Below are 16,994 nucleotides of genomic sequence, written 5' to 3' on the forward strand. Positions count from 1 at the left end.
CGTCGCGCGGCCGGGAGATATGTGGTTGTTGCCCGCATCCGAGCGACAACGCACGTTATGTCGGCTTGCGGGCGGCGGTCTGGCCGGCAGCCCGGGCGCGCAGCGCCATGACCCGCTGGTGGATCCGGTACTCGGTGCTTCGCGGCATGCCCGCCGGGCCGTAGAGTCCGCGGCCGCGCCGGTACACCCGACCACGCTCGCGCTCCCAGCGCAGCGCATCCGAGATCGCCTTCGACGGCCGGCCGGGGACAGCGAAGCCGCGCGAGTCCAGTTCGGCCGCCAGTTCGGCGATGCTGCACCGGCCGTGGTGGAGAAGGTAGTGAGTCAGTACGTAACGCAGCTCGATGCCGCGCAGTGTGATCGCGTTCGTCATGACCGGACCCTGCCATCGCTGTCTGACACTATGACCGGCCCTTGCCATCGGGCCTGACACCATGACGAGCCGGCGCGGCTGGGTGTGGACAGGCCGCTGCCCAGCTGGACCCGCCATCACGGCCTGACATAACGCACGTTGTCGCTCGGAGGTGGGCAACAACCACCTGCCCGATGTCCGGTTACGGCTGGGGCAGCTGGGAGTCGCGGTCGGCAGCTGGGACTCGGGGTCCGCAGCGTCAGTGCCGCAGCGGCGCCGGGCTCCACAGCCCGGAGCGGACCGCCGTGCCCAGATCCAGCTCAGCCGGCGTCGCCGCCGGGTAGTACGGCGTCAACTGCTGCAGCGCACCCCAGTCCCGGAACCAGTCGTGGTTCAGATAGCTGGGCACGGTGGTCGCGCGCACCAACAGCTCGGTGATGCCCAGCGGGCCACCGCCGTTGTTGTCCATCACCGGCGAGTTCGCCTCGGCGCCGAACCGGTCCGGCAGGATCCGCCACTTGGGCACCTCGGTCACCCCGTTCTGGTGGCCGAACGGCCGCTGACACGGGAACGCCAGGCCCACCAGCCAGTCCAGCAGCACCGGGTCCGACGACCCGACCACCTCCTGCAGGCTGCGCAGCTGCGGGACGCGCGGCGGCGTCACCGCGATCCAGTGCTGGGGCGCCAGGTCGTCGTCGCGGACCACCAACCGGATCCGGGTGGCCTCGGCGGGGATCGATGACATCGGCGCACGCAGGTTGCGCCACGCCGGGACCGCACCGATGTCCCCGAACTGCACGGTGCCGCCCGGCTTGTCGCTGGCGGCGCCGGCCTCGGTGGCCCACTGCGCGGTCACCTCGTCCCGGTCGAACCGGCCGGCGGCCGCCACCACCAGCAGCGGTCCGGCCTCGGCCCGGTCGGCGGGCAGCCGGTACCAGGCCGAGCGCAGTTGGGCGGGCACCTGTACCCCGGGACGCCAGCTGCCCAGCACCGGGACCCGGGCCGGGTCCAGCTTGTAGGGCAGCCGGGCCCGTGAGCCATTGATGCCCTCGCGGGCGGTGGTGCCACCCTCGGTACCGGCTTCACCGCTGCTCTCGGCGCCGGTCTGCGCGTCGTCGTCGGCCAGCCGGCCCAACCCAGGCGGCCCGATCACCTGGTCGGCGGAGACGTCGGCGGGAATCCCGTTGGGCGCGAACCCGGCCGAGAACGTCGCACCCAGTGCTTCGGCGACCGGCGTGTCGACCGGCTCGAGCATCCCGGCGTTGGGGTCCTGCTCCACCAGTACGTCATCGGCCAGCCCGCACGTGTTGCCGGTGCCCAGCACGGGAATGGCAGCCAGGTTGGACCGGCCCACCGTCCACGCCGGGTACTGGCCGAGCATCGACACCGTCAGCGACACCACCTGGAAGACGACCAGCACCCAGCAGGCGATCGCCAGCGGGTAGCCGGACAGCGCCGTGAAACGCGGCGGGCGATCCTCGCCGTTGAAGAAGTGGAACCAGGCCGCCACCAGCAGCGCCAGCACGGTCAGCCCCACCCCCATGGTGGCGAACGCCAGATGCCACTTGGGGAACGCGTTCGACCACGGCACCCCGAAGTTGGAGACGTACCACCAGCCGTTGACGCTGGCGAACGACAGTGCGGTGATGAAGAGCACCAGCGCGGTGAACAGCGTCCGGTTGCGCCGCGAGTGCATCGCCGCGGCGCCCACCGCGACCGCGGCCAGCGCGCCCAGCGAACCGGCCAGCCCGGCGAACACGCCGAAGTGATGCGTCCACTTGGTGGGGGTGAACATCATCGCGATGAACGAGATGATGGTGATCCCGATGATGCGCCGGCTCGGCCCGGCCGCGGTGCCGGGAATCCGGCCCTTGCGCAACGCCATCGCCACGCTCACCGCCAGCGCGACGCCGAGCGCCAGCACCGGGAACCGCCGGGCCACCGAACCGTCCGGGGTCGCCAGGAACAGCCGCTCGTAGCGGACGTGCTCCTCGAACCAGGCCAGGCTGGGGCCGACCGCGGACTTCAGCGTGCTGGCCTCGATCTCGCCGGCCAGCGTCTGGTCGCGGAAGATCACGATCGCGGTGATGCTGATCGCGGCGGCGATGGGCGCCAGCAGCGGCGCCAGCCCGAACTGCGCCGAGCGCCGGTGCAAGATGGTGCGCAGCGGCCCGATCGCCACCAACAAAGCACCGATGGAGGCGATCCCGGTCGGCCCGGAGAACAGCGTCAGCGCGCCGATGATGCAGGCGACCGCCAATGGCAGCAGCCGGCTGGTGGCCACCGCCCGTTCCACCGAGCACCAGGTCGCCAGGATGCCCAGCGCGATGATCGGCTCCGGGCGCAATCCGTTGTTCAGCGGCAGCCAGAACGCCAGGAACATGCCGGCCGCGGTCCAGGCCGCCGCGGTGCTGTGTTTGACGGCATGCCCCAGCCGGGGGATCACCTCACGGCTGATCAGCCACCAGCAGGCCAGTGCCATGGCCAGGGTGGGCAGTCGCATCCAGATGCTGGAGGTGGACACGTGCGCCCACACCGCGAGCAGGTCGTAGTACCAGCCGAACGGCGCCTCCGGGGTGCCGAACCAGCGGTAGAAGTTGGCCATGTAGCCGGCGTGCTCGGAGATGCGCGCCATGGTCAGGATGTAGCCGTCGTCGCTGGTGTTGGCTCCGACGAAGTGCCACCACACCAGTACCAGGGTGACCAGCGTGTCCAGCGGCGACATCGACCACCAGCGGGCCGGCAGGAACCGGCGGTGCCGGGTGCCGTCGGCGGTGTCCAGCACGTGCAGGGCGATCAGCGCGATGACCGTCAGCGCCACCCCGAGGAGCATCGCGGCCAGCTTCAGCGGGGTCGGCGCGCTGGAGAAGCGGGTGTCGACGGTGGCGGTGAATTCCAGTCCGGCCGGCGCCGGCCCGGACAGGTCGGTGTAGACGCCGACGATCTGCGGCCGGAAGTCATAGCCGCTGCGGGTGCCGGTCAGCGGCGAGCCGGGGTGCTCGGCATTGGGGCCGTGCTTGAGGCCGACGAACTCGGCGGTGACGCGGTCGGCGTGTGCGGTGAACGTCAGCTTCTGGCAGTCCGGGCCGAGCACCTGCGACAGCGGCGCCACCACCACCGGTACGTTGCGCACCACCAGGACCAGGTCGTCGTTGACGCGTTCGATGAGCAGCCCGCGGTCGACGGCCTTGGGCGCCTGCTTGGGCACCGTGGACAACAGCACGGTGTCGGTTTTGGTCAGGCCCGCCGCGGCCTGGCACGGCACGCTGATATCCAGATCGGTGGCCACGTAGCTGATCAGCGGGGCTTGCACGCTGGTCAGGACGCCGTTCTGCGGCCAGTTGAGTTCCGCGGTGGTCTGGTTGACCGGCAACAGCGGGGTGAGAATCGCCAGCAGGGTGCCCAGTACGCCGGCGACGACGGCGACGGCCCGAGCAATCCGGAAGTCGGCGCGCGTATCGGTCACGGACCTAGATGCTATCGGGGTGCTTTGCGGCCCCGCGTGGTGTGTCTAGCCGGGCAGACTTGGGCTATGGACACTGTTGAGTACGCCCCCGGCCGGTCGGCCGATTTGTTCGGTGAGCGTTCCCGGGCAACCGCACTGCTGTGGCACGGCAAACAGCCCGACGCCCGCACGGCGCTGCGGCCGCTCGCCGACCTGGTGGCGGCCCACGGCGTGCACGTGGTGGTGCCCGACTGGAATTCCCACCACGACGACGGCGGGCGCGCAGATCTGCTGCGCTCGGTGCAGTTCGCGCGGGAACGGGCCGACGACGCTGACGGCCTGATCCTGGTGGGGTGGTCGATGGGCGGCCTCGCGGCGGCCGGGCTGGCGATTCACGCCGACCGGTTCGACGTCCGCTTCTCCCACGTGGTGTGTCTGGCCGGCGCGTTCCTGGTTCCCGATCCGATCAGCGGCACCGAGCCGGTCGCGGCGCTGCCGGGCGGCCGGCGCTGCCCGATCACGTTGCTGCACGGCACAGCGGACGACGTTGTTCCGGTGACGGCGAGCCGTGAGTTCGCCGCTGCCCTGGCGCACCACCGGTGGCCGGTGGAGTACGACGAGTTGTCCGCCGATCACGGGTCGATCGCCGGGGCAAGTTATGACCCCGAGGCCGACCGTTATGCGGCCGCCACCGACCGCCGCACGTTGGCGGTCGCCGCCGAGGTGGCCGAGCGCATCGCGGCCCCGCGGTGACGCCGGTTCACCGCCGCACGGCCAGCACGAACGGCCCGATCTTCTCCACCTGGAACGCCGGGCCGTCGAACAGCGCCGCATCCAGTTCCACGGTGTAGCGCTTCACGTTGGGGTGGTTGGGATAGACGTCCTTGGCCAGCCGCAACGTGTAGGTGTCCCCGGCACCGGGCCGCAGCAGAAACACCGTCGGCGCCGGCCACGGCAGGTCGTCGAGGGCGCGGGTGAACTGCGCCGAGGTCTCCAGCTTCGACCATGACTCGATCGCGGCGGCCCGCGCCGAGAACTGCGCCAGCGGGTTGGCGTAGTGGCTCGTCAGACCCTGGAAGCCCCAGTAGGGGTAGAAGGACAGGAAGCTGTAGTCGGCGGTGAGCACCACGATCTCATCGCGCGCCTTGCCGGTGGCCTTGGTGACGGCAGCGTCAACCGCTTCGTAGTACTTCGCCGCACCGGGCGGGCGCCGGTCGCCGCGCTGGCCGTGACCGTCGGTGTCGGTGTAGGCCACGGTGATGTCGGGGCGCAGCACCTCGGGGATGTCCTGGGTGAACGCCAGCGCCCCGGCCAGCCCGACGGCCGTGGCCACCGGGTACACCACCCGGTGCCAACCGGTGCCGGCTTGACCGAGCGCCCGGGCGCCCTCGACGAAGCCGAACACCCCGGCGGTGGCCAGCAGCACCGTCAGCGTCGGCTGCAGCCGGAAGCTCAGCAGTGTGGTGCGGGCGAGCGTCGACAGCATCGACAGCAGCGACCACAGGTAGACGGCCACGACGCCGATCGCCAGCGCACCCGCCCGAGTGGAGCTGCGGGCTTTGACCACCAGCCACCCGGTGCCCAGCAGGCACAGTGCGCCGAGCAGGGTGAACTGCAGCATCGGGAAGCTCAACTCGGCGCCGTCACCGGGCAGGTAGTGCCGGGCGCTGCCGGTGTCGCTGACCGGGTGATGCAGCGTGGCCAGCAGGTACGGCGTCCAGGTGATCGCCGCGATGGCCAGTGCGACCACACCGATCACCAGCAGCCGGACCAGCGGGCTCAGCGCCGCCTTGAGGCCGTCGCGGAGGCGCGATGCCGCCAGCAGTAGCGCCATCAGCGTCACGGTGAACGCGCTGTAGGCCACCAGCAGGGTGTAGAAGGTGGCGGCGAAACCGAGGAAGACGCCGGTGCCGACGATGGCTCCCCAGCCCGTCCGCCCGCCGGCGCCCCAGCCCCGGCGCTGGTTTGCCGCGAGACGCAATCCTGCGACGGATTCGCCGGCGTGTCGGTCGTCAGATTGCGCCTCGGCGGGTGAGGCGTCGGGGGAGCCGGCGCCAGGCCGGGCCCCGGCGCGCAGGCCCGACCAGGCCAGGATCAGCACCGGCGGCAGCAACACGGTGATCATCGCCGCATAGGGCTCCGGGGAGCTGTAGGCCAGCGTCACCGCGGCGCCGGCGATGGTGGCGATCAGCGCGTACTCGAAGCGGATCAGCTTGTTCCACAGCACCAGCGCGACCGCGACCGCCACGGCCATCGAGGTGATCGCCCACGGCTTGTACATCTCCCAGCCCGGGATCCCGGTCAGCGCCGCGGCCCGGCCGCCCAGCCAGAACCAGCCCGGCGGATAGAACGACGGCAGGCCCAGGTAGGTCATATCGGCAAGCGCGGGACTGTCGGTCATCCGGGTCAGGTATTCGGTGCGGAACTGCTGGTCCACTGAGATCCCGAACAGATACAGCTTGGTGGCGCCCAGCGGCATCGCCAGCGTCACCACCGAGAAGGCGCTGGTGAACACGACCGCCGCCAGCCACGCCAGGGCCCGCCGGCCCCGTCGCCATAGCAAGCCGGCGCCGGTCAACCCGGCCAGGCAACCGACCTGCCCGACGGTGGTCAGCGCGTGCAGTTGGTTCGACGACGGGTACGCCGGCCACTCGACCCGGGCGATCGCCACCAGGGCGACCACGGCGACGACGACGGCGATGAGGCCGGCCAGGATCATCTGGGCCACCGTGTTCAGCGCATTACGCACGGCCACCACCAGTCCCAACTGTCACCCGGAGAGAGATATAGGTCGATTGCCCGCCTCTGAGCGACAACCGTTGTCGCTCGAAGGTGGGCAACTCACCGAAACCTTCCCCCGCGTGACGTGTGTGACGCACGAGACCGGCGCGGCTCATCGGCTAGATGGGCAGTCGGCGGAAGATCGCCCGCGGGACGTGGCGCAGCACCATCATGACGTAGCGGAATGCCCCTGGCGCCCAGACGATTTCCTTGCCCTTGGCGGCCGCGGTGACGGCCAGCTCGGCGACGTCTTCCTTGTCGACCGTCAGCGGCGCTTCCTTGACGTGCGCGGAGAACCGGGTGCGCACCTGGCCGGGCCGGATCACCAGCACCCGAACCCCGTCGTCGCGCAGCGCCTCGCCCAGGCCGAGGTAGAAACCGTCGAGCCCGGCCTTGGTGGAGCCGTAGACGAAGTTGGTGCGGCGCACCCGCTCGCCGGCCACCGAGCTCATCGCGATGATCTGCCCGAAGCCCTGGGCGCTCATCTTGTTCGCCAGCAATACCCCGACCGAAACCGCTGCGGTGTAGTTGACCCCGGCGACCTGCACGGCCTTGGCCTGGTTGTGCCAGAGCTCCTCGGCATCGGCGTCCATGCCGAACGCCACGATGGCGACGTCGATATCTCCGTCGCTGAAGGCCGACTCGATCATCGCCGGGTGGCTCGCGGTGTCGAGGGCGTCGAAGTCGATCACCCGCACCGACTTGGCGCCGGCGGCCTCCATCGCGGCCACGGCGTCGTCGCGGCCGGGATCGCCCGGCAGGCAGGCCAGGACCACCTTCGCCGAGGCGTGGCGCAGGTAGCGCGCGCAGATCGCCAGCCCGATCTCGGACGTACCGCCGAGCAGCAGGATGGACTGGGGATTTCCGGTGGCGTCAAGCACCATCTAGAGCAGCTCCAAACGTCGGGCCATGTCGGAGGCGAAGACCCCGTCGGGATCGACCTTGCGGCGCACCGCAATCCACTCGTCGATGCGCGGGTACATGGCGTGGAAATTCTCCGCGGTGGTGCGGGAATCCTTGGCGGTGTAGAGCCGGCCGCCGAACTCCATCACCCGGCGGTCCAGCCCGTTGAGGAACTCATCGACCCCGGGCCGCATCGGGAAGTCCATGGCGACGTTCCAGCCGGCCATCGGGAAGCTCAGCGGCGCCTGGTTGCCGGGTCCGAACAGTTTGAACACGTTCAGCGCCGACGAGTGCCCGCTGGCCTGGATGTCGCGGATGATCGCCTTGAACTCCTCGACCGCCTCGGTGGGAACCAGGAACTGGTACTGGGCGAAACCCGCCGTGCCGTAGGCCCGATTCCATTCCCCCAGCAGGTCCAGCGGGTGGTAGAACTGCGTCAGGTTCTGCACCTTGCCCCGGTAGTGCCCGCCGCGCCGGTAGTACAGCTCGCCGATCACGCTGGCCGACAGCTTGTTCATCAGCCCGTTCGGGAAGATGTCGGGCACCGTCATCAGCTGCGGCGCGTCGAATTTCAGTGGGTCGCGGGCCAGCTTCTTGGGCAGCTCGTCGCGCCGCGCCAACCGGCCCCGGGTGATCGCCGCCCGGCCGAGCTTCGGCGGTGCGCTGACGGCGTCGAACCATGCCGAGGAGTAGGTGTAGTCGGCCTCGCTGCCGTCGCTGTGGAAGGCGATGGTCTCTTCAAGAGTGGTGGTGTTGTCGCCGTCGTTGATGAAGTACGCGGTTTCGGTGGGGGTCATCGCGATGACGGCGCGCACGATGATCCCGGTCAGCCCGTTGCCGCCGACGGTGGCCCAGAACAACTCGGACTCGGGGCCGTCCGGAGTCAGATGCCGCACGGAACCGTCGGCGGTCAGCAACTCCATGGACACCACATGGTTGCCGAAACTGCCCTCACTGTGGTGATTCTTGCCGTGGATGTCGCAGGCGATCGCGCCGCCGATGGTGACCTGGCGGGTGCCCGGCAGCACCGGTACCCACAGGCCGAACGGCAAGGCGGCCTTCATCAACTGGTCCAGGCTGACGCCGCCGTCGACGTCGACGACGCCGTCATCGGCGGAGATCGAGTGGATCCGGTTCAGCGCGGTCATGTCGACGACCAGGCCGCCGCCGTTCTGGGCGTTGTCGCCGTAGGAGCGGCCCAGGCCGCGGGCGATCACGCCGCGCCGGTTTGCGAGGGATCCGTGATCGGATGCGCGCGCCACGGCTTTGGCGATGATCTCGACGTCCGGGGTGGACAGCACCTGCGCCACGCTCGGCGCGGTGCGGCCCCAACCCGTCAGCCGCCGCGTGGTCGTCTGCAACTCGGTGCTCAACATCGCAGATGAGGGTACCGCCAACGCGCCCGCAAACCGGTTCCGCGTGACTAATCGGATGACTACCGTTACGATCGCGCAATGCCTGAGACTCCCCCCACAGATTCCGCCTCTTCGGCCAAGCCCGCCAAGCCCAAGACCGCGGGTTTTCCGAAATCTTCCACTTCATCCCAGGGCCTGTCGGTGCCCACGATCGCCGCTCTCGCGTTGTCGGTGCTCGCCATCGTGTTGGCCGTCTTCGGCTGGTTCTACCCGTCAACGGGCCAGAAGTTCTCCGGCGATCAGCGCCAGGAAGCCAAGGGCAAGATCTGCGCCGCGCAGGCCGTGGTGCGCCAAGGCACCCAGTTCAACACCAACCTGCAGAACCCGGTGCCCGGCGACCTGGCCGGTGACCTGGCGGTCGGCACCAACGCCCGGCTGTCGCTGTTCGCCGGCGGTGCGTTCCTGCACCAGCGCCTGGAGGCCAATCCGGCCACCCCGGATGACCTGTCCAAGGCCGTCGGCGACATGGCCGACACGCTGGAGGCGCTGAGCATCAACTACCTGGCCGGGCACTCGCCGGACGACTCGGTGCAGCAGCCCCTGCGCGACCAGCTGCGCGGTCAGATCGACGTGCTCGACAACCTCTGCCAGCCGGAGTAACTCCTTCCGATCTGCACGTGGGCCGGGCGACGTCTGGGACGTCGCCCGGCCCACTCACTTTGTTGAGAGCTGCTGTCGCAGCGATGCGATTCGATCGGGTCCGCCGCCTGCAGCGCGACCTGGCTCATCACCAGGGCATGTGGCATCGACGCCGCGGCCCGACTTGTTCATCGCCGGGACTGCGCTGCTGCACCACGGTGTCGGCGTGGTGCCTCACAACCGCGCCTACCGTCGGATCAGCGAGGTGCGGCCGGATTGCAAGTCTGAGAGCTGAGTGTCCGCGCCGGCCCCCAGAGTGGCGGATTTTCTGTGGACAGCAGTCCGAGTGTTTCGACTACCGCGGAGTTGTGGCGGGGGCCACTCCAAGGGCGTTGTCCGGTGACGAGGATGAGGGTTTCGGAACAAGCCGGCAAAGCGACGACTGCGACGGTCTCCGAAGTCAGACGGGAACCCGTCAACGCGGCAGGCGGCCCCACTGGGTGCGGCTCGCGAGGCCGGCCTGAGTCGGCAGTGGCTTGACGTGCAGTTTTTTACCAGCCAGGGGTGTGGAGGGCAGTCAATATGGTTGCTTATCGCGGGTAAGGGGCAGTTCTGGCAGAAGTAAATGCCGGGATGGATTCGAAACAGTTAGCTTATGAAAACAACCGGCCGGGAGGTCCTGGCAGCGGGGAATCGCTTGCTGTTACGCGCGCAGAGTGCGCGAATAATCGGTTCACCTGTGGTGTACTTACTAACCCGACTAAGTGCTATAAATTGACTGTGCAGTCAATTATTTAATTAACGCGTCTGCACATTCTTCGAAGGCCTGGGCGGCGGCTCGTGAACCTGCTTCGGGCGCGGCGATCCCCCTTGCAAGAGGCGGATAAATGACCGGTGACCTGCTCTTTTCGGCGCTCGCGACGTGCCGAGGTGGCCGGCGCAGGAGGAAGCAACATGGCGTCTTTTCCTGAGAATTTTGGAGGGTTCTCACCAGTTCTGAGCCGTAGATCAGCTTCCTGGGAACCATGTCCGCAGGTCAAAGGCACTTACGGTCCGGTAACCGGCTTCATTCCGGATTTCTACACCGGGGTTGACGCGGTAAGAATAAGGATTAACCTACCTTTCCACAGGGCTTGTTACGCCGCCTTTATAAGCAAGTTAAGGGGAATCCGTCATGTCTCGTCGCCGTCAAACCGTGTCCAAAAGTCGTCGCAGTAACCGGGTGATCGGGGCTGGGAGCGCGGTGGGCGCGTTCCTTGCGTTCGGGATGGCCCCGTTAGTAGCTGCGCCGTCGGCGCAGGCCGACTTCGATGACCTGTTGGTCGACCTGTTGGGGCAGGGCCTGGGTGATGCCGTCGTCGGCCTGGGTGCCAATCTGGGGGATCAGGCTGCCTGGGAGGCGGTGTTCGATCCCGCCAGCTGGACGGCGTTCTTTGACGGGCTGGGCAGTCAGTCCACCTGGGATGCGGTGCTGGCCGATCTGGATATGAACGCCGTTGGGGGCGCCGCTGACGCCACCCTGGCCGGTTCTGCGGCAGCTTCGTTCAACTGGGGTGACATCAACTGGCTGATGCCGTTCGGGAATGGAGCGCCCGGCACGCCCGACCACCCCGACGGTGGCGCTGGTGGGTGGATCTTCGGCAACGGGGGCGCGGGCTGGGATTCCGACGGCAGTGGCACCGCCGCCGGCGTCGACCCCAATGACGGTGGTAACGGTGGTCAGGCCGGTCTGTTCGGTGGTGACGGTGGTGCCGGTGGTGATGGCTTCGGTGCCGGCGATGGTGGCGATGGTGGTGCTGCTGGGTTGTTCTCTTGGTTCAGCGCCGGTGGCGACGGTGGTGCCGGTGGCGATGCCGGCGGCAATGGTGGTGCTGGTGGCGATGCCGCACTGTGGGGCATGTTCAGCACCGCCGGTGCTGGTGGTGATGGTGGCGCTGGTGCGGTCGGTGCGGCCGGGACCGCGGGCAACTTCGCCAACGGCAATGACGGCAACGGCACCGCGGGTAAGGCCGGTGGCACCGGTGGTAACGGTGGTGCCGGCGGTAAGGGCTCGATGTTCTTCGGCGCCGGCGGCAAGGGCGGTGCGGCCGGTGACGGTGGCACCGGTGGTGTCGGTGGCGACGGCGCGGCGGGCACTGCCGGCGATGCGGCCCACCCGGATGGCACGGCCGGTGGTGACGGTGGCGAAGGCGGTGCCGGCGGTCTTGCGGGTAAGGCCGGTGCCGGTGGTGCTGGTGGTTGGTTCGCCAACTCGGGTGCCGCGGGTGCGGCCGGTGCTCAGGGCGCGGGCGGTAACGGTGGCGAAGGTGGTGTTGGTGGTGCCGGCTACGACGCGGCCTCCGATGAGGACGCTGCGGCGGGTACCTCCGGTGGCAATGGTGGTGCCGGCGGTGCCGGTGGCGCCGGCGGTGAGGGTTCCACCGACGGCCAGCACGGTGTCGGTGGTGTCGGTGGCGCCGGTGGTAGCGGCACCGACGGCGCGAATGGGGATGTTGGCAAGGCCGGCACGGCGGCCAACCCGACTGGCGGGACCGGTGGCAACGGTGGCACTGGTGGTAACGCCGGTAAGGGCGGCGCCGGTGGTGACTCCGGGGGCGGCAACCACGCCGCCGACGGCGCCAATGGCCATGCCGGTAAGGGCGGCAATGGTGGTACCGGTGGCCAGGGCTATGACGCCGCCACCGACCCGACTGCGGTGGCCGGCGCCAACGGTGGCAACGGTGGTGTCGGCGGCAACGCCGGCAAGGGCGGCCTAGAGGTCGACGGCTCCTACGCGGCGGCCGGCGCGGCCGGTGTGGGTGGCAACGGCGGTGACGGCGCGACCGGTGCTGCCGGGACGGCCGGGGTTATCGGCACAAACGGTGGCAACGGCAACGGCGGCGCGGGCGGCGCGGGCGGTAACGGTGGTGACGGCGGCCAGGGCGGCCTCGAAGCCGATGGCACCACCCACGCCGCGCGCGGTGACGGTGGCAATGGTGGCACCGGTGGCACCGGTGGCGACGCCGCCAAGGACGCTGACGGTGACTTCCTCGGCAACGGTCTGAGCCCGGCGCACCCCGACGCCGAGGGTGTGGGTGGTTCCGGTGGCGTCGGTGGTACCGGCGGCACGGGCAACCACGCCGGCACCGGTGGTGACGGTGGTGTTGGTGGTAAGGGTGTCTACGGCGGTACCGGTGGCCAGGGTGGTACCGGTGGCGCGGTCGGCGACGACGGCATCGGCGGCAACGGCGGCACCGGTGGTGCCGGTGGTGAGGGCTCCGGTCACGGCGGTTACGGCGGCCAGGGTGGTGCCGGTGCCAACGCGACCGGCAGCGACACCGGCGGCCAGGGCGGTAACGGTGGTGTCGGCGGTGACACCACCGGTAAGGGCAACATCGGTGCTTACGGCACGTTGGCCGGTGGCCACGGCGGCAACGGTGGGGTCGGCGGCAGCTCCGAGGACGGTCAGGCCGGTGCCGGTGGTGATGGCGGCGACGGTGGAGCAGGTGCACCAGTCGGTGACGACCTGACGCACGTGGTTCTGAGCACCGGTGGCTCGGGTGGCACCGGTGGTACCGGTGGCGCGACCACCGACGGCACTGCCGGCAACGGTGGCACCGGTGGTGACGGTGGCGCCGGTAGCTTCACCGGTGGTCACGGTGGTGCCGGTGGTAACGGTGGCGCGGTGGCCACCGGTGGTCAGGGCACCGCCGGCAATGGTGGCAGTGGTGGTGCCGGTGCTGACGGTGGCGCCATCGGTGACGGTGCGACCGGCGGGCACGGCGGAGCCGGCGGGGCCGGCGCAGACGCTGACGGTACGACCGCCGGCCAGGGCGGCGGCGGCGGTGGCGGCGGCGGCGGTGCCTTGATCATCGGCATCAACGGCGGCACCGTCACCGACAACATCGCCGTCGGTGGAGACGGCAGCGCGGGTGCTGCCGGTAGCACCAGCGCGGTGGGCAGCAACGGTTCCACCGGCGGTAGCGCCGGCATTGCGGCCGACGGCGCCGGCACCAGCATCGCGCACAGCAGCGCCACCGGCGGCAACGCCGGCACGGGGGATGCCAAGGGCGGCATCGGCGGCGACGGCGGTGCGGCGATTATCCAGGCCGGGAACGGTGGTTCAATCAGTTACGCCGACGCCGTGGGCAACACCGGCGGTGCCGGCACCAACGGCGGCACCGGCGGTGACGGTGGCGCCGGTGTCATTACCGCGAACAACGGCACAGTCACTGGCGACACCCCGACGGGCACAAACAGCACCGCCACCGGTGGGGTCGGTGGTGCCGGCGTCGACGGCGGCCAGGGCGGCGCCGGTGGTGCCGGCAGCCTGACTGCCGGCGCGGGCGGCGTCTCATACGGTCAGGCCACCGGTGGTGCCGGGGGTACCGGCACGGGCTCAAGCAACACCGGCGCCAGTACCGGAGGCGCCGGCGGTGACGCCGGTATCAACAGCGGCTACACCCAGCACGGCTACGGCGGCAGCGGTGGGGGTACCGCCCACGGTGTCGCGCAGGGCAACACCGGTGGTAACGCCAGCAACGGCGGCACCGGCGGCGTCGGCGGCTACGGCGGCATTCTCGCCGGCGGAGCCGGGGCCAACGCCTTCGGAACCGCGACCGGTGGTGTCGGTGGTGCTGGTGACGGCGGTGTCGGCGGCAACGGCGGCACCGGTGCAGTCGCGGCGCTCAACGACGGCGCGACCGCCACGGGTGCCGGCAACGGTGGCAATGCCGGTGCGGGCTCCGACGGCGGCCAGGGCGGCAACGGTGGCCTGGGCTGGGTCCGGGCCATGGGCGTCAACAGCAGCGCCGACGGTACGGCGAACGCCGGTAACGGTGGCGCCGGTAACGACGCCACTGGCGGGGCTGGCGGCCAGGCCCGTGTCGAGACCAACTCGACCGGCGGCGTGATCGTCAACGGCACCGCCAACAGCGGTAACGGCGGCGACGGCGCCGACGGAGTCAACGGCGCTACCGGTGGACGGGCCAGCGTCGAAACCGGCAACGAGGGCCAGCAGGCCACCAATGTCGGTGGCACCGTGAAGGACAGCACCGCCACCGCCGGCAACAGCGTCGGCGACCAGGCCGGTGGCCTGGCCAAGGTGACCGCCGCCGGCAAGCTCGGTGATGACAACAGCGTGGTGACCGGCAGCTCCGCGACGGGTGGCAACGCCGGCGACGGCGGGGCCGGCGGGTTCGGTCTGCTGCAGGCCGAGAACGGCGGCACGATCACCGACAGTTCCGCGACCGGCGTGGCCGGTAGCGACTCCGCAGCGGGCGGCTCGGCGACGGTCAACGCCACCGGCAGCGATAGCACCATCACCGACACCCATGCCACAGGTGGTGCAGCGGGAACCGGCCTGGGCAACGCCGGGACCGGCGGCGATGGTGGTGACGCATCGGCGCTGGCCACCCTGGGCGGAAAGGTTGACGCCGGGGTGGTGACGGGTGGCGCCGGCGGCGACGGCGGTGTCGGTGGAAACGGCGGCCACGGCGGCGCCGGCGGCGACGGCCTTCTGGAAGCCTCTGGCGCCACCAGCACCGCCACCGGTACGGCTGCCGGGGGCGGCGGCGGTAACGGCATCGCCGGCGGCACCGGTGGGGACGGTGGGAAGGGTGTCGTGTGGGGCGGCTACGGCGGCAACACCGAAGGCTCTGCCGACGGCAGCGCCACCGGCGGCGCCGGCGGCAGCGGCACCGGGAACCTCAGTACCGGAGGCGACGGCGGCAACGCCTACGTCGTTGCTTCGACAGGCTCTGGCCACGACATCGCCACTGCTAGCGGTGTCGCCACCGGCGGGGTAGGCGGCGCAGGCAGCACTAGTGGCCACGGCGGGGCCGGCGGCGCAGGCATCGTCGGCGCCGGCACGGGCGGTAGCCCCAGCGGCGGTGTCGCCATCAACGGCACGGGCACGGGCGGGGCTGGCGGCGCCGGTTACGACGGCGGCACCGGCGGTGATGGCGGACGAGGCTTCGTCATCGGCCAGTACGGCACCACCACGACCGGCAGCACCGCCATCGGCGGCGCGGGCGGCAACAGCGGCACAGGTATCGGCAACGGCCACGGCGGCAACGGCGGCTACGGTTACGCGGATGCCTCCCTCAACCTCGTGGGCGGCACCTCAACCGGCGGTGCCGGCGGGGTGGGCGGCAACGGTGGCACCGGGGGCGCGCTCGGCGGAGCCGGCGGTGACGGCGGCAACGCGCAACTGTGGGTGGGAACCGACAACAGCTCCACCGGCGGTGCGGGTGGCGCTGGCGGCGCCGGCGGTGCCGGTAGTGGCCACGATGGCGGTGCCGGAGGTGCGGGCGGCAAGTCAGGCGTGAACGGCTACGGGGCAGCTGACACCATCACGGACAGCGAGGTGACCGGTGGGGCCGGCGGAACTGGCGGTGCCGGTGACGCAACATCGGCGGGCGGCAAGGGTGGCGACGGTGGCGAGGCGAGCCTCAACACCGCCAGCGGCGGCACCATCACCGACACCGAAGCCACCGGCGGCCTCGGCGGGGCCGGCGGCACCAACGGCGGCATCGGCGGCAATGGCGGTACCGCCACCGCGAACTCTAACGGCGGCGACGTGCATGACGGCACCGTCAAGGGTGGTATCGGCGGCGCCGGTATAGACGGCGGCCAGGGCGGCACCGGCGGTTGGGCAGAGATGACCGCCGGCGAGGACGCCCCGGGTGGCACTGTCACGGGCAGCGCTACCGGCGGTAACGCCGGCAGCGGCACCGACGCCGGCAGCCTCGGCGGTAACGGCGGGGGCGCCGATGTCACCGCGGGGAAGATCACCTACTTCTTCGGACCGAACGCGGGCGGCGGCGGTGGCGACACCACCGGTGACGCAACCGGCGGTAACGGTGGGGCCGCTACTGGCGGCGGTCATGGCGGAAATGGTGGCGGAGCCTCGGTCAACACCGGTGGCGACCAGGCGGTGGTTAACGGCACCTCCCACGGCGGCAAGGGCGGCGACGGCCTCGATGGCGGTAGCGGCGGCAAGGGCGCCTACGGGCGGGTCAACGCGTTCAGCAATGTCAATGGAGTCACCGGGCCCGCAACCGCCAGCGGAACCTCAACGGGAGGAAATGGCGGTACCGGCACCGGTAACAACAGCGTCGGCGCCCCAGGCGCGGACGGGAACATCGGCGCCGGACCTGGAGGGACTCCGATCCCGGACAACGCTGTGGCACAAGGTGGCAACGGCGGCAACGGCTCGAACGGTCAAACGGCACCGGATGGCAATCATGCGGGTGGACCCACGGAAGGCGATATCTATACCGTTCCGGGCCAGAACCACGATTCCCCGGCCATCGGGCATGACGGTGTGAACAACCCGCCGAGCCCATAAGGTCGGACGGCCCGGCACTGGCGGTGCCAGCCACCACCGTGAAACCAACGCGGTCGCCTCGTTCCGGAGGCGACCGCGTTGGTCTGTCTCGACCGCTTTAACCCCTGCTGGGGCTGACGGTCGCTCCGCCCGGCGTCACTCGCGTTCCGCCAGCATTCGGTTCCACCGGGAGCGTCCGCCGGCGCGCTC

General features: G+C 70.3%; 8 protein-coding genes and 1 pseudogene. 4 read left to right on the plus strand and 5 right to left on the minus strand.

All coding sequences use genetic code 11. The features are described from left to right. Nucleotides 1-55: 55 nt before the first annotated feature. Nucleotides 56-373: a hypothetical protein gene (locus ACAG20_RS18635; RefSeq protein ID WP_370493631.1), complete on the minus strand. Its 318-nt coding sequence runs from the start codon at nt 371-373 to the stop codon at nt 56-58. A gap of 238 nt (nt 374-611) precedes the next feature. Continuing rightward, nucleotides 612-3,833 carry an arabinosyltransferase domain-containing protein gene (locus ACAG20_RS18640; protein WP_370493662.1) on the minus strand — a complete coding sequence of 1,074 codons (3,222 nt, stop codon included), beginning with the start codon at nt 3,831-3,833 and terminating at the stop codon, nt 612-614. Nucleotides 3,834-3,884: 51 nt separating this feature from the next. Here ACAG20_RS18640 and ACAG20_RS18645 point away from each other — a divergent pair, with 51 nt between their 5' ends. Continuing rightward, nucleotides 3,885-4,550, plus strand: coding sequence for an alpha/beta hydrolase (locus ACAG20_RS18645; protein WP_370493632.1), 666 nt, complete (start codon nt 3,885-3,887; stop codon nt 4,548-4,550). Between the two features lie 7 nt (nt 4,551-4,557). On the opposite strand, the gene ACAG20_RS18650 is transcribed toward ACAG20_RS18645, so the two are convergent. The 3 genes from ACAG20_RS18650 to ACAG20_RS18660 form a co-directional block, all read right to left on the minus strand. Then, a complete protein-coding gene (locus tag ACAG20_RS18650; RefSeq protein ID WP_370493663.1) occupies nt 4,558-6,516 on the minus strand; it encodes a galactan 5-O-arabinofuranosyltransferase in 1,959 nt (652 codons plus the stop codon). Between the two features lie 181 nt (nt 6,517-6,697). After that, nucleotides 6,698-7,462: a decaprenylphospho-beta-D-erythro-pentofuranosid-2-ulose 2-reductase gene (locus tag ACAG20_RS18655; protein ID WP_370493633.1), complete on the minus strand. Its 765-nt coding sequence runs from the start codon at nt 7,460-7,462 to the stop codon at nt 6,698-6,700. Continuing rightward, nucleotides 7,463-8,857 carry an FAD-binding protein gene (locus tag ACAG20_RS18660; RefSeq protein WP_370493634.1) on the minus strand — a complete coding sequence of 465 codons (1,395 nt, stop codon included), beginning with the start codon at nt 8,855-8,857 and terminating at the stop codon, nt 7,463-7,465. A 78-nt stretch (nt 8,858-8,935) separates the two neighbouring features. Between ACAG20_RS18660 and ACAG20_RS18665 the strand changes: the two genes are divergently transcribed. From ACAG20_RS18665 to ACAG20_RS18675, 3 genes and pseudogenes are all read left to right on the plus strand, one after another. Then, nucleotides 8,936-9,496 (plus strand): hypothetical protein, encoded by a 561-nt coding sequence (locus ACAG20_RS18665; protein WP_234825742.1) that lies wholly within the window; start codon nt 8,936-8,938, stop codon nt 9,494-9,496. Between the two features lie 89 nt (nt 9,497-9,585). Further along, nucleotides 9,586-9,770, plus strand: a pseudogene (locus tag ACAG20_RS18670) (VapC toxin family PIN domain ribonuclease); the annotation flags it as partial. Nucleotides 9,771-10,718: 948 nt separating this feature from the next. Next, nucleotides 10,719-16,805, plus strand: a complete 6,087-nt coding sequence (locus tag ACAG20_RS18675) for a beta strand repeat-containing protein (protein ID WP_370493635.1) — start codon at nt 10,719-10,721, stop codon at nt 16,803-16,805. The last annotated feature ends 189 nt before the right edge of the window (nt 16,806-16,994 follow it).

It is taken from the genome of Mycobacterium sp. pW045 (genome assembly GCF_041287085.1).
In the GTDB taxonomy this organism is placed as follows: domain Bacteria; phylum Actinomycetota; class Actinomycetes; order Mycobacteriales; family Mycobacteriaceae; genus Mycobacterium; species Mycobacterium algericum_A.

Coding starts and splice junctions, on each gene's coding strand:
- ACAG20_RS18665 (WP_234825742.1), top strand. CDS start 8,936: ATGCCTGAGACTCCCCCCACAGATTCCGCCTCTTCGGCCAAGCCCGCC.
- ACAG20_RS18635 (WP_370493631.1), bottom strand. CDS start 373: ATGACGAACGCGATCACACTGCGCGGCATCGAGCTGCGTTACGTACTG.
- ACAG20_RS18650 (WP_370493663.1), bottom strand. CDS start 6,516: ATGATCCTGGCCGGCCTCATCGCCGTCGTCGTCGCCGTGGTCGCCCTG.
- ACAG20_RS18655 (WP_370493633.1), bottom strand. CDS start 7,462: ATGGTGCTTGACGCCACCGGAAATCCCCAGTCCATCCTGCTGCTCGGC.
- ACAG20_RS18660 (WP_370493634.1), bottom strand. CDS start 8,857: ATGTTGAGCACCGAGTTGCAGACGACCACGCGGCGGCTGACGGGTTGG.
- ACAG20_RS18645 (WP_370493632.1), top strand. CDS start 3,885: ATGGACACTGTTGAGTACGCCCCCGGCCGGTCGGCCGATTTGTTCGGT.